General features: G+C 64.0%; 11 protein-coding genes. 5 read left to right on the top strand and 6 right to left on the bottom strand.

Annotated features, from left to right (window positions below; all coding sequences use genetic code 11):
• Nucleotides 1-28 precede the first annotated feature (28 nt).
• On the bottom strand, nt 29-1,513 hold the full coding sequence (locus ACEE43_RS08650; protein ID WP_449107244.1) for a phospholipase D-like domain-containing protein: 1,485 nt from the start codon (nt 1,511-1,513) through the stop codon (nt 29-31).
• A 116-nt stretch (nt 1,514-1,629) separates the two neighbouring features.
• Between ACEE43_RS08650 and ACEE43_RS08645 the strand changes: the two genes are divergently transcribed.
• Both ACEE43_RS08645 and ACEE43_RS08640 read left to right on the top strand, forming a co-directional pair.
• The gene (locus ACEE43_RS08645; RefSeq protein WP_449107243.1) at nt 1,630-2,238 is read left to right on the top strand and encodes a TetR/AcrR family transcriptional regulator; all 609 of its coding nucleotides are present in this window, start codon (nt 1,630-1,632) and stop codon (nt 2,236-2,238) included.
• Nucleotides 2,239-2,291: 53 nt separating this feature from the next.
• Entirely contained in the window at nt 2,292-5,132 is a 2,841-nt protein-coding gene (locus ACEE43_RS08640) for a YhgE/Pip family protein (protein WP_449122309.1), read from the top strand.
• A gap of 81 nt (nt 5,133-5,213) precedes the next feature.
• Here ACEE43_RS08640 and ACEE43_RS08635 read toward each other — a convergent pair whose 3' ends face one another.
• Nucleotides 5,214-5,537, bottom strand: a complete 324-nt coding sequence (locus ACEE43_RS08635; protein WP_326503750.1) for a HepT-like ribonuclease domain-containing protein — start codon at nt 5,535-5,537, stop codon at nt 5,214-5,216.
• The gene (locus ACEE43_RS08630) at nt 5,534-6,007 is read right to left on the bottom strand and encodes a nucleotidyltransferase family protein (protein WP_449107241.1); all 474 of its coding nucleotides are present in this window, start codon (nt 6,005-6,007) and stop codon (nt 5,534-5,536) included. Before ACEE43_RS08630 ends, ACEE43_RS08635 begins: the two co-directional genes overlap by 4 nt.
• 152 nt (nt 6,008-6,159) lie before the next feature.
• Between ACEE43_RS08630 and ACEE43_RS08625 the strand changes: the two genes are divergently transcribed.
• The 3 genes from ACEE43_RS08625 to ACEE43_RS08615 are packed head-to-tail and all read left to right on the top strand — an operon-like array spanning nt 6,160 to nt 10,333.
• Entirely contained in the window at nt 6,160-6,627 is a 468-nt protein-coding gene (locus ACEE43_RS08625) for a YbjN domain-containing protein (RefSeq protein ID WP_449107240.1), read from the top strand.
• A gap of 2 nt (nt 6,628-6,629) precedes the next feature.
• On the top strand, nt 6,630-8,462 hold the full coding sequence (locus tag ACEE43_RS08620; RefSeq protein ID WP_449107239.1) for an HSP90 family protein: 1,833 nt from the start codon (nt 6,630-6,632) through the stop codon (nt 8,460-8,462).
• A gap of 26 nt (nt 8,463-8,488) precedes the next feature.
• Entirely contained in the window at nt 8,489-10,333 is a 1,845-nt protein-coding gene (locus tag ACEE43_RS08615) for a hypothetical protein (RefSeq protein ID WP_449107238.1), read from the top strand.
• On the opposite strand, the gene ACEE43_RS08610 is transcribed toward ACEE43_RS08615, so the two are convergent.
• From ACEE43_RS08610 to ACEE43_RS08600, 3 genes are all read right to left on the bottom strand, one after another.
• Nucleotides 10,330-11,790 (bottom strand): MATE family efflux transporter, encoded by a 1,461-nt coding sequence (locus tag ACEE43_RS08610; RefSeq protein ID WP_449107237.1) that lies wholly within the window; start codon nt 11,788-11,790, stop codon nt 10,330-10,332. The genes ACEE43_RS08615 and ACEE43_RS08610 overlap by 4 nt on opposite strands.
• A gap of 94 nt (nt 11,791-11,884) precedes the next feature.
• Entirely contained in the window at nt 11,885-12,724 is an 840-nt protein-coding gene (locus tag ACEE43_RS08605; RefSeq protein ID WP_449107236.1) for a shikimate 5-dehydrogenase, read from the bottom strand.
• A gap of 186 nt (nt 12,725-12,910) precedes the next feature.
• On the bottom strand, nt 12,911-13,423 hold the full coding sequence (locus ACEE43_RS08600) for a GNAT family N-acetyltransferase (RefSeq protein ID WP_449107235.1): 513 nt from the start codon (nt 13,421-13,423) through the stop codon (nt 12,911-12,913).
• Nucleotides 13,424-13,461: the final 38 nt, after the last annotated feature.

Raw genomic sequence — 13,461 nt, 5'->3', positions numbered from 1 at the left:
TTATTACAAGCTTTTGCGCTGTCTTCACCTAGAAGGTCCCCAGCCCCGTCGCCTCCTGGGCGCGGTAGGCCAGGGTGTGCAGGGCAGGTTTGAGGACGCCGCCACCCGCCTTAGTCTCATAGGGCAGGGTAAAGAGGGCGGGAGCACCACCCACAGGTTCGTTGTTCCAGATGAGGGACCAGTAGCCGGCGAACTCCTGAGCCAGGGCTGAATCGCTCTCAGCTCGCACCCGCAGGCTGGTTTCCAGGTTGTAATTACACATATTTCGGCGGGTGAAATTACCCGACCCGCTCAGGAGCTCAAAGCCACCAGAATCTGCCGGGGCGGGAGCGTCCGCCCCTCGGTGAACCGCCAGATACTTGGGGTGGAACTGCTCGCCCCCTGTGGCGTACCAGCGCACCTGAACCCCGGCGCGTACCAGCTCTCGCGCAACGGGCAGGGCGGGCAGGCCGGTTTTTGTGCGGCCGAAGGCGTCAATGTTGAGGTCGAGCACCACCTGCACCGAAGCGCCACGAGCTGCGGCAGCCTTAAGCCCGGCAATGACAGCGCGTTCCGATAGATAGAACATACCCAGGCAGACCCTGTCCCCCGCGCCGGCACCAGCCAGCAGCTCCAGCACCGCGGTGCGAATACCGCCCTCAGTCACCAGCTGCACCTCAGACGCCTGCCCCGGGAACTCAACACCCCCAGCAAACCTGAGCCCCCGCAGGGCACGGGCAAGGTCGGGAGCAGAAAAGTCTAGAACCGCCAGCTCGCTAGCCAGCAGGTCATCCACCACAGCACCAGTGACCCGCAGACCCAGGTTGGAGTTAGGCGCAGAGGCGTCGTGCGGGTTGGCAGACGCCACCACAGCCTCGGCCTCAGACAGGGCCACCTTGCGGTGGTTGGCCTTGAAGTTAAAGAGCCTGGCGTAGGCATTGGCAGAGACGCGCGGCCCACCCGGTGCTAGAGCATTGGGCAGTACGGCGGGGAGCTCCGGCAGGTGCGCCAGGGCTGCCTGGTAGAAGCCGGAGTAGGCGGGGCTGGAGTCGCGCAGAGCTTCTAGCCGGGTTTCAACCACCTGTACCCTGGCGGCCCGCAGTCGCTCTAGATGAGGCAGAGGGTAGCTGCCGTAGAAGGTGTTGATGGGGTCGGTGATGAGCACGATGGGCACATCGGGGGCGGCGGCCCGCTTGGCAAGAAGGGCCGCGGTAAGGCGCTGGGAGAGGGCCGGGTAGGTGCGCCCGCTGGAGCGGTCATAGTCGCTATTGAAGAGGAACATATCGAGCACCAAGAAGCTTGTAGCCCGCTCAATGACCCCCTCAACAGCGGTGAAAATCTGCTGGTCAGAGCGGCATTCACCGTCGGCCGTATAGGTGAGATCTGCCAACAGCTCTACCTGCCCGCTTCGCCAGGGCCCGGTAACATCCAGGCCAGCTGGCAGGGGTTTGTAGCGGTGATAGAGGGCGGACGCGGCTGCGGCAGCACCGCAGGCCAGGGCGGCAAAGGCGAGGGGGCGGGGCAGTGTGCTCATGTTTCTAATCTACCTAGACAGCTATTTCTTATCTCACACGCCCACCGCTTGCCGATATTTTTTACAAGTGTAAACTTTACATCTGTAAGAAAAATTGTTGGTAGAGGATACCCGCTATGACCCCCACCCTGGCACCCGCCGCAGAGGACGCCCGCGCCGCCGACCCGCGTCCGGCCCGCTCCCGCGCAGCCCTCATCGACGCCGCCACCGAGGCCCTGGCTACCAGCGACCCCGGCAACCTCAGCGTCACAACCCTGGTCAAGACCGCAGGGGTCAGCCGCCCCACCTTCTACCAGCACTTCGCCGACGTGCACGAGCTCATTCACGCCGCGGCCCTCACCAAACTCAGCGCCGCCTTCGACGCCCTACTACCAGCCGACCCCGCTGCGCCCGTCGCTGTCTTTACCAGCGAGGTCAGCACCAACCTGCTCAAGCAGCTGCAGGTCGACGCGGATTTCTACCGCAATGTGCTGGCTATCTCGGGCAACTCCTCCCTGGTCGCCGAGCTCATCGACTTCCTCAGCCACCGTTTTCTCAGCCGACCGGCCGTTGCCGAACGTTTCATCGCCAAGAACCCATATCTGACCAGCGACTACGTCCAGTTCGTTGCCGCCGGGGTCGCCTGGCTGGCCGTCCGCTGGCTGGCCACCGACTTCACCGGCGAGCACACCGCAGAAGCCACCGGCGAGCGCCTGGCCCAGATGATGCAAGCCGTGATTTCCTAACCCGAGAAACAGACTTTTCACGATCCCAACAACCCGAAAGTAGGTGAGATCCCGTGCCCTCAACACGCGCTAAACGCCCCAAGCTGCACCCGCATCGCTTCAGCCCCATGAAGTACCTGGTGCTGCTGGCCGTCATTATCATCCCCTCGATTTACTCAGGCATTCTAACCTGGGCTAACTATGACCCCACGGACACCATCGACGCCGTTCCGGCTGCCATTGTGAACGAAGATTCACCGGCAACCACAGCCACCGGCAGCACCCTTAACCTGGGCCAAGACCTCACCGACGAGCTTCTGAGCAACGACAGTAAACAGAATTTTGACTGGTCGACCATGAGCGCAGACGAAGCGCAGACCAAGCTCGAAAACGGTGACATCCAGGCTATTTTGACGATTCCGTCTGACTTCTCTGCGAACGTCGCGTCAGTGTCTGAAAACGACGCGGCGGCAGCCCAGACCGCCAAGCTAAATATCACCACCAATGACGGCTCCAACATCATCTCGGGCAATATCGCCAGCTCCCTGGGCACGGCGGTTACCGACACCTTGGCCAGCAAGGTATCCACCGAATACCTCAACAACATCTACGCGGGCTTCACCGATATCCACGACTCCCTGGGGCAGGCAGCCGATGGCGCCAGCCAGCTCGCTGACGGCTCCACCAGCGCCAAGGAAGGCTCCGACGAGCTCGTGGTGGGCCTGACCGACTTGAAGTCCGGTACGAGCGAGTTGAGCTCGGGCGCAGCCTCTTTGGCGGACGGTGCGACCCAGGTTAATGACGGCGCAACCTCCCTCGCCTCGGGCGCAGCGTCCCTGTCGGACGGCGCAACCCAGGTCAACGACGGAGCCTCATCCCTCGCATCCGGCGCAACCCAGGTCAACGACGGAGCCTCATCCCTCGCATCCGGTGCAACCCAGGTCAACGACGGAGCCTCGTCCCTCGCATCCGGTGCAACCCAGGTCAACGACGGAGCCTCGTCCCTCGCATCCGGTGCAACCCAGGTCAACGACGGAGCCTCATCCCTCGCATCCGGTACCGATAGTGCCGCCAGCGGAGCCGCAACCCTCGCTAATGGCCTGAACCAAATCAATGACGGCGTCTCTGCCCTACCCTCCCAGCTACCAGCCCTCACCGACGGAACGAGCTCCCTGGCGTCCGGCGCGAGCAACCTCGCCACCGGCGCTCAGAACCTTGAGGACGCCGCCGGGCAGCTCGTCAGTGGAAGCACCGCAGTCTCTGACGGCGCCGACGCGGCGGTCAAGGGTGCACAAACCCTTGCCGACGGAACGCAAGCTCTCCACACCGCCACCGGTACCCTCGCGTCCGGCGCGAGTGATCTAGCCAGCAGCTCCCAGCAGCTCATCGATAACTGGGGCTCCCTCAGCGACGCTCAAAGGCTTGCCGCGCTCCAACAGATTAACGCCGGTGCCACCACCCTCTCGGAGGGTGCGAGCGCCGTGGATAGCGCATCAGGCGACCTCGCTACCGGTGCATCCTCCCTCGTCGGCAACGAATCGGGCGGGTTGACTAAGCTTGCCGCCGGCGCTTCATCCCTTGAAAGCGGAGCCGGACAGCTCGCCGCTGGCGCAACCTCCCTCTCTGACGGGGCCGACACCCTGGCCGGCGGGGCTGCAACCCTCAATGACAAGGCCGGTTCTATGGCGAGCGGCTTGAGCTCGCTAGCCACCGCAATTTCTCAGGCCAATGACGGTGCCTCTGCCCTGGCTGACGGCACAGGTACCCTGGCCTCCGGCGCGCACAGCCTCGCTGATGGAACCAGCTCCCTGGCATCGGGAGCGGGGACGCTGGCTGATGGAACCAGCTCCCTGGCTTCCGGTGCGGGAACCCTGGCTAATGGAACCAGCTCCCTGGCTTCCGGTGCGGGAACCCTGGCTGATGGAACCAGCTCCCTGGCATCGGGCGCAGGAACCCTGGCTAACGGCACCAGCACCCTGGCGTCCGGCGCAGGAACCCTCGCCGACGGTGCAGGAACCCTGGCCGACGGTACCAACTCCCTGGCGTCCGGCGCAGGAACCCTCGCCGACGGCACCCAGACCCTGGGCGAAGGCGCAGGATCCGCCGTTGACGGAGCCACCAGCCTCTCCAACGGCCTCAGCGACCTGAACGATGGTAACAGCGAGCTAGCGACCTCCCTGGGGGACGCCGTGGGGCAGGTTCCCAGCTACACCACCGACCAGGCCAGCGAACTCAGCGCGGTCACCAGCGACCCCGTCACCATTGAGAAAACCCGCCTGAACGAGGTGCCCACCTACGGCCACGGCCTGGCCCCCTACTTCATGACCCTGGGCCTGTGGGTTGGCGCTATCGCCTACTTCATGATGTACCCGGCGATCTCCAGCAAGTTCGCCCGTGGCGGCCACTCCGGCCTGCGGACCCTGCGCGGGGCCCTGGTGCCGGTGCTCTTCATGGGTATTCTGCAGGGAACCGTCATGTCGCTCATCATCCACTACTGGGTGGGCATTGAAGAGGTGAACTTCTGGGGCCTGACCGGCTTCGCTATTCTGACCTCTATCACCTTCCTGGCTATCAACCAGGCCCTCATCGCCCTGCTGGATGCTCCCGGCCGTTTCATCGCTCTGATTCTGACCGTGGTTCAGATTGGTGCGGCAGGCGGTACCTACCCGATTGAGACAGCCCCTGCCTTCCTGCAGGCTATCCACCCCTGGCTGCCGCTGACTCACGCACTGGAGGCTTTCCGCTCCCTGATTGCCGGTGGCTCCATCGGTATTGCAACGGGTATTGTCTGGTTGCTGGGCTGGATTACTCTGGCTGTTGCGGGCACTGCCCTGAGCATCTGGATTCGCCACCGCCGCGAAGATAAGGCAGAGGCCGAACGCCAGGCCCGCCGCAGCGCCCTGGCGAGCGCCTAAAGAATCAAGGCCTCTAACCTACGCCCTTTCGTTCTGCCCCGGTGTATCACCCCGGAGGCAGGAACGAAGGGGCGTAGAAGGTTAAAGGCTCTGCCTATATGCGGTGATGGTGGCGATGAGGTCGGGAATTTCCTCGGTAACAGTTACCTGAACCATGGCACTATCAATAAGGGCGTAGCCGTGAGCGATTCTATTTCTCATGCCATACATAAGTGGCCAGGTTGCCCCGAACAAATCATCCTTAATAGCTCCTGGCAACCGATTGAGCACATCAATGGCCGCAGAGAGCCTCAGGGCAATAGCGTCAAGCACGAGAGAGTCCTCTAAGTCTCGTTCAGCATATCTTTGTACGTAGTCAAGATGCAGTAGAGATTCATCGAGTATCTCTTGAACTGTTCTACTCATAAGAGCACCGCTTCATTCACAATTCGGTCACGCACATCGGGGCGAATCGCATGGTCAAAAACAATGTCAACAGGGGCGCCCAGAATCTGTGTAGCTTCAGCCTGCAAACGGCTCTGTGCAAGTAAGCCGAGAGGCCTGTGCGCTGTGACAAGCAGATCGATATCTGATGTGGGTTTATCTTGACCAGTTGCTACAGACCCAAAGACCCTCACGTTATCTACCCCGTGTTCTTCGAAATAGTCTATGAGCTCTGCCCGGCGCTCTCTGAGAACGCGGCCGTGAGGTGAGGATCCATGAAAATGAATGATACGGGAGACCTCTGGTTGACTTCGCCCAACGACTTGAGCGATAGCCCGCTGTGACATGCCCGCCCGATAAGCCGAACGCACAGCGTTCACGAGCTGCTGGCGTCCTTCTTCTATCTTTTGCTGGGCGGTGTGAGCCGCCTCGGATAACTGCACGGTGTCCATAGTTTTAAGATAGCAAATGCTATCACCAACCTGTAGGGCGGTCTCGACAGATCTCAGCGTCCGTATCCGCCCTCCACCCCAACCCCACCTTCGCCCGAACCTATAGGATAGAAGGAACCGCACCACTATCTTCCACCGCTGAAAGAGGAACCATGGGGTACTTTGACTCCGTCCAGTCTGCCGCGCAGCTACTCACGCCGATCACTAACGAGCGTATGTTGCAGGCTCTTGACCGCCTTGAGGTGGATTACGAGCTGGGCGACGACGGCACCGCCGTGTTCCATTTTGAGCGGGGCTACTTTTACTACACCCTCTCTAACGCCCCCGCCCGGGATCTGCTGAGCGTGCGCGGTAGCTACCGTGGTACCTTCCCCCTGGAGGCACTGCCTGCCCTCAACGAGTTCACCAATGCCTGGAACCAGCAGAACCTCTTCCCCAAGGTCTTCCCTTACCGGGTTGAAGAGGACGGTCAGGGGTTTGTGGTGCTGCCGGTTGAGCTGAGCATGGTTTACGCGGGCGGGGCAACGGACGCCCAGATTGACGAGCACCTGCGCGCTGCCCTGCAGACTTCGCTGGAGTACTTCGAGACCGTGGCCTCCACCTTCGGCGGGGAGGAGTAGCCTTGTCACAGCGCTTTAAAGTTGATTTGGGTGGCCTGGTTGAGCTGCTGTCGAAGAACCTGTATTCGGGCCCGCAGGTTTACCTGCGCGAGGCGATTCAGAACGGGGTTGACGCTATTACTGCCCGCCGGGAGCAGGACGCCGACGCCCCCGCCCGGGTGCTCCTTGAGCCCTGGGAGGACGGCACCGGCATCACCATTACCGACACCGGTGTGGGTCTGACGGCTGAGCAGGCTGAGGAGTTTCTGGCGACGATTGGCCGTACCTCTAAGCGCGATGAGGTCTTTAACGAGGGTCGCGCCGAGTTTTTGGGCCAGTTCGGTATTGGCCTGCTGGCCTGTTTTTTGATTGCCGATACGGTTGAGGTCACCTCGCAGAGCGTGCTGCCGGGGGCTGCCCCGGTGCGCTGGCTGGGTCATGCGGACGGCACCTTTGAGGTGCTTCAGCTAGCCGGCGGTGAGGACGCCACCGGGCAGGTTCCCGAGGTCGGCACGACGATTCGCCTGAAGGCGCGGGCGGACGCCGCCCACTGGGTTGCCGAGGAGACGGTGGTGACGCTGGCGAGCGACTACGCCGATATGCTGCCGGTTGAGGTGGCGGTTCGGGTGACGGCTGCCGGCCAGCGTCTCTGGCGCCGTATTTCCCTGCCTGCCCTGCCCTGGGCGAAGGGGGAGGGTGAGCACCAGCCCAACCAGCACGAGCGAGCCCTGGCCCTGACTAACTACGCCGAGAAGACCCTGGGCTTCACTCCCCTGGCGGCTCTTGAGCTCGACGTGCCCGCCACCGGTACGACCGGCGTGGCCTATGTGCTGCCTCAGGCGGTGTCACCGGGCTCAGGCCGCCACCGCGTCTACGTGAAGAACATGCTGGTGAATACCCGCGAAGACACCCTGCTGCCCGATTGGGCTTTCTTCGTGCGGGCCGTGGTGAACTCGGAGTCCCTGACCCCAACGGCCTCCCGCGAGCAGCTGCGCGAGGACGAGATTCTTCTGCTCACCCGCGAGGCGATCGGTGAGCAGCTCAAGACCTGGATTACCGCTACCCTTTCTGAGCCCAGCGCCCTGCGTGACCGCTTTGTCGAGACCCATTCTTTGGCCCTGCGGGCAGTGGCCCTGGCTAGCGACGACATGCTCGATGTGGTGGCGTCCTCCCTGCCCTTTGAAACCACCGGGGGTATCGCCACGCTGGCCCAGGTTATTGAAGAGACCGGGCAGGTGCTCTACACCCCCACCACCGAGGCCTACCGCCGGGTGGCTCCGGTGGCGCGGGCCCAGGGGCTGTGGGTGGTCAACGGCGGCTACGTCTACGACGCTGACCTGCTGGCTAAGCTGGCTGACCGCCCCCGCTGGAAGGTCACCGAGCTGACCAGCAAGGACGTCACCCAGACCCTGGCAGCCGTTGAGATGGAACGCGAGTTCGAGGTGCTGCGCGGCTTGGAGCGTGCCCGGGCTGTGCTCGCCGCCCAGGACTGCGGCGTCCTTCTGCGCACCTTTGACCCCGCCGAGGTACCCGCGGTGCTGCTGCGCGATGCGGACGCCGAACGCGCCCGCGACCTAGCCCAAGAGGCCGAGGACGCCGGTGGCGCCTGGGGTGGGCTGCTCGGCTCCTTTACCGAGGCGGCAACCGAGCCAACCCGCACCCTGGTGCTCAACGACGCCAACGAAAATACCCGCCGTCTGCTGCACCAGCCGGAGCACGCGTCCTTTGAACCGGGCCTGACAACCCTCTACCTCTCAGCCCTCATGCTCGCCGGTGAGGGCCTACGCGGGGCCGAAACCAACCTGCTCAGCGACAGCCTGGCCCAGCTGCTCGAAGCTGCCCTGCGCCAGCCCTAAACTAGCTACTGATAAGGGAGAAAACTGTGTGGTCAACCCACGAAGCCGCCCAGAAAATTGCCGCGATCCGCGACCTGCCCTACGGTAGCGCCCGCACCGCCGCCATGGAGTACATCACCCGCACTCTTGAGCGGGAGGGCCCCGAATCCATGCTGCCCGAGGCCTACCTCAACCTGGTGGAGGCCTATGTTTTTGGGCAGCCGACCCCGGCGTCCTTTGCGGTGTTCTCTAAGCTGCTGCGCCTCTACGACGCCCACCCCGAGCACTTTGACGAGTTCACCGCCCGCACCCTCTTCTGGCAGTTCAAGTGGATTATTGGCGACATGACCGCCTACCCGCAGATCTCTAAGGCGCAGGCGCGCGAGCTGCTCGATGAGATGCGCCGCCGCTACCGCCTGGCGGGCATGGGCGAGATGGCCCCTGACCGGGCCGAGTACATGTGGGCTGCCCATATTGGCGAGGACGAGGCCGCCGAGACCTGGCGCGCCCGCTGGCTTGCACACGGTGAGGACGAGATGGACTGCGGCTCCTGCAGGCACGGCGGGATTCTGCGCGACCACGTGACCGACGGGGAGTTTGAGGCGGCTATCCGCATGGGTGCCCCCACCGAAGATTTGTGTAACCGGGAACCTGCGGCCTCCCACCGGCAGCTGGCCCTTGCCTACCTACATGTGGAGGACGGCGAAGCTGCCGGCCGGCACCTGCTGCGGGCTGCGGCTAACCGCGACCAGTATGACCCGGACGATCTGGGGGTTGAGTTTGAGGTGCTGGCCCGCGGCCAGAATCTTCAGGCGGCCTTTGACCTGCTCGCTGACCACGGTAAACGTGCCCTTGACTTGGCAGGGGATCCCGGCGATAACCGCAACTTCCTGCGCTATATCGTCGCTGGCCTGGCCTGGGCTTTAGAGGACCACGGGGATATGCCCACCGGCCTGCGGCCTGCCGGTCAGACATCGCGGGCGACCCTGCGGGAGCTTTACGACTGGGCGCTGGATGAGTCCCGGCCGCTGGCCCAGGCCTTTGACCGCCGGGCGGGTAACACCCGGTTCTCGGAGTCCCTGGAGGCCGCCACCGAGCTGCCCGCCCTGGTACCCATTGTGCTGCCTACGGGGGCGGACGGGGCTGGTTCGGCTAGTTTGACCGAAGCGGACGCCGCCGAAGGTGCCCAGACCGGTGGTGCGAGCGCGACCGACGCTACTCCCCTGTCCTTTACCCCGGTGGAGTCCTACCTGGCGGTGGCCCGCGAGCATGAGGCGGCGGGGGCTTCCCTTGAGGCGGGTATGGCCTATGCCGAGGCTGCTTTCTTGGTGCTGGCCGGTGGGCCTGTCACTGGGGCGCAGGCGCTTGAGGCCCACGGGTTCTTTGAGACGGCCTGGCCTCTGCTGGCGGACGGCGGTGCCGCCCCCGCCCTGCTGGCCGAGGTAGTGCGCGTGTGGGCACCGGTTGCCGAACGGGTGAATGACCTTGAAGCCCTTCGCACCCCGGTCAATGAGCTACAGGAGCTGGCTCGGCAGGCGGCCCACCCCGACCTTCTGACTGTGATGCAGGCTCAGGATCTCGCTGCCCGTCTTTCACTGGCGGCCGATGACTCTGCGAGCCAGCAGCTCGTGGATGAGCTGGTAGAAACCTACCGCGAGAACGAGTGCCTGGAGCGGGCAGCCCGCCTGCTGATGGTTGCCGCTGAAGCTGCGGCTACCGCCGGGCAGAGTGAGTTGGCGATTGGCCGCTACGAGTTGGCGGCGGAGTTTTTTGAGCCTTTGAGACTGAAGAAGTCCCGTGCTGCTGCCCTGGACGCCTGCATTGAGCTGCTGCGCGCTACCGGCCAGGAGCACCGCGTCGAAGCCCTGCTGGCTGAGCTTATGGCGGGCTAGCGCAGCCACACCCCGCTGCGGGCGCGCAGACCCAGGGTGAGGGCGCGGGCGCCCATGTACCACAGGGCGTAGGAGCACCAGAGCAGCAGGTAGGCCAGGGTGGGGCCATCGAACAGACCGCCCCAGCCCCAGGAGGTGCCCCCAGCGAACTGGGCGGGAGCGTCCGCACCGGTACCGAACCAGAGATACAGCCCAGCCAGCACCGGCAGATAGGCCACCAGGGTAAAGAGCCCTGCTAGACCCAGATAGCGTACGTCCTGGGCGCCGATGAGCACGCCGTCCAGAATGAAAACGTAGGCGGCCAGGGGCTGCCCCACCGCCAGCACCAGCAACGACAGAGCAAAGAGGCGCTGCACCTCGGGGTCGGGGGTAAACACCCAGGCCAGGCCAAACCCGACCACTGGGCAGACCAGGGCCGTGACCAGACCAAAGGCCAGGCTCCACCGCACCAGGCGGTTTTTGAGCTGAACCACCGCGCCCTGCCCCTGCCGGGTTGAAAGATCCTGCGCACCCATCTCCTTACCCAGCAGGGCCTGGGCAGCAATGGCCAGGGCGTCTAGGGCGAAGGCCAGCAGGTTAAAGAAGGCCATCGTCAGCTGGTAGGCGGCCAGGTTTTTCTCCCCCTGGCTGGTCACCACAAAGACCGTAGCCAGCAGGGCAATCCGCAGGCAGGCGGCCCGCACCATTAGCCAGGCCCCCACCCTAAAAACAGCCTTAAGACCGGCGAGGTCAGGCAGCCAGCCGGGCACCCGCGTCCGCACTGATAAGCCGGAGGGTCGGGCAGTAGAGCCGGGTGCCCGCGTCCGCGCCACTACCGCATAGGTCAGTGCCAGGGCCATGCCCCACTGCACCACCGCCGTTGCCACCGCCGAGCCAGCCACGCCCCAGCCTGCCGGGTAGACCAGGGCCCAGCTCAGCGGCACGTTGAGGGCAGCGCCGGTGGTAGCAACGTAGAGGGGGGTTGTGGCGTCCTGGAAACCGCGCAGGGCACCGGTCGCCGCCAGCACCAGGAGCATGCCGGGCAAGCCCGCCAGGGAGGGTAGCAGGTAGGCGGTGGCGTGGGTCAGGACGTCCCCGCCCGCCCCCAGTGCACGCAGCAGGGGGCCGGCGGTCAGCGCCAGCAGCACCGCGAAGAAAAGACCCAGGCCAGCAGCCACCCACAGGCCGTTGCGGGCGGCAGCAAAAGCGCTGGGAGTATCGCCTGCCCCCACGGCCCGGGCCACCGCCGGGGTGGTGGAGTAGGCCAGAAAAACCATGAAGCCCACCAGGGTCTGCACCACGGTTGAGCCCAGCGTCAGGCCAGCTAATGGAGCGCTGCCCAGATGGCCCACGATGGCAGAATCGGCCAGCACCAGCAGGGGCTCAGCAATGAGGGCACCAAAAGCAGGCACCGCCAGGGCAAGAATCTGGCGGTTGAGCGAAGGCTGCCGGGGTGAAGAAGACGGTGTAGAGGGCATAAAACCACCCTACCGGCGTCCGTATGGGTAAGCGAAACCTTCATCTGCGTGTGCAAAGAACGCGCAGATGAAGGTTTCGGCTACCTTCAAGAACCTAGTTGGCCTGGGCCTCAGCCTCGGCCACATCGGCGTCGCTCACCTCAACCCCGGTGTAGAGCTTGAACTGTTCAGCAGCCTGCAGGGCAATGACCTCACCGCCGGTAATGACCTCCTTACCAGCAGCCCGGCCAGCGCGAATCAGCGGGGTTTCAACGGGCATGGCGACCACGTCAAAGACCACCTGGGCGGCCTCAATCGCGGGAGCGGGGTAGGCCAGGGTGTCAACCTCGGGGCCGCCCTCCATGCCGATGGGGGTGACGTTCACAATGACGGGGGCGGTCAGCTCGCCCACCTCAGCGGCCCAGGTGTAGCCGTAACGCTCGGCCAGGGCCCGACCCGCCTCTTCGTTACGGGCGATGATGGTGCCGGTGCGGAATCCCGCATCATAGAAGGCTCCAGCCACAGCCGCCGCCATGCCGCCAGAGCCGCGCAGCAGGAAAGGCAGGGCGGGGTCTACCCGGTGGGAGGCCAGCAGGGAGGCCACCGCAATCACGTCGGTGTTGTAGGCCTTGAGGTAGCCGTCAGTATTCACAATGGTGTTGACCGCACCGATGACCTCAGCGGAGTGGTCCATCTCGTTGACCAGGGGAATCACCGCCTGCTTGAAGGGCATGGACACCGAGCACCCGCGAATTCCCAGGGCCCGCACGCCACCGATAGCGGCCTCAATGTCGGTGGTGGTCATGGCCTTATAGAGAAAGTCCAGGCCAAACTTTTCGTAGAGGTAGTTGTGGAACTTGATGCCGTGGTTTGAGGGGCGGCCCGAGAGAGAAATGCAGACGGTGGTGTCGCGGTTCAGGGGCGGACGGCCAGGCGCGGCAGGTGAGCTAGTCATAGGGTGTTTTCCTTGGTGAGGGTTCGAGCCGGGCTCCTCACAGCGGGGCCAACCCGGCCTGACCCTCTCACCCTACCACCGGCGTCCGCGCACCGCTCCGCCTCGGCTGAGTGTAACGATAAATGCCATGTGCGCGAATCGTTACCGCGCACATGGCATTTAGCGTTACGGTCAAAAGTGGGGCTGCTAGGGCCGGGTCATGATGTAGGTTTTACGGCCCGCAAACTCGTCAGAGCGGGCGATAGTGAAGCCTTCTTTTTCATAGAAACGAATCGCGCGGGCGTTGGTGGAGAGCACCTCAAGTTCAGCCGGGCCGGGGTCGAGCACCTCACCCAGCAGGGCCTGGGCAACTCCCGTGCCGAAGGCCTCGGGCAGCAGGTAGAGCATTTCAAGTTTTTGTACCTCGTAGGGCATCTGTGAGGCGAAAGCCAGGCCCAGTAACTTGCCCGCGGCGTCCTTTTCTACCGCCACCAGGGCTCGGCGGTGCTGGCCCAGTTGCTGCTGAATATCTTCACCGGTGCCGCCGGTGGAATCTAGCCACTCTGCAAATCCGTTGGCGCGGGCGTCCAGCTGCTCTTCCTGCTTGGCAAACATTTTAGGGGTAAATGTGCCTGCGTAGGCGTGACGCCAGGACGTCATGCGCAGCTCTTCCCACGCTCTGGCCTCTGCGGGCACAGGTGGGCGGATCTCAAAATTCATTATTCTCCTCGAGCCCTGCCGCTGCGAGCGAGTGGGGG

It is taken from the genome of Rothia sp. 11254D007BW (assembly GCF_053548195.1).
The sequence above is the reverse complement of the archived record's forward strand: the minus strand, read 5'-3'. Positions and strand labels throughout refer to the sequence as shown.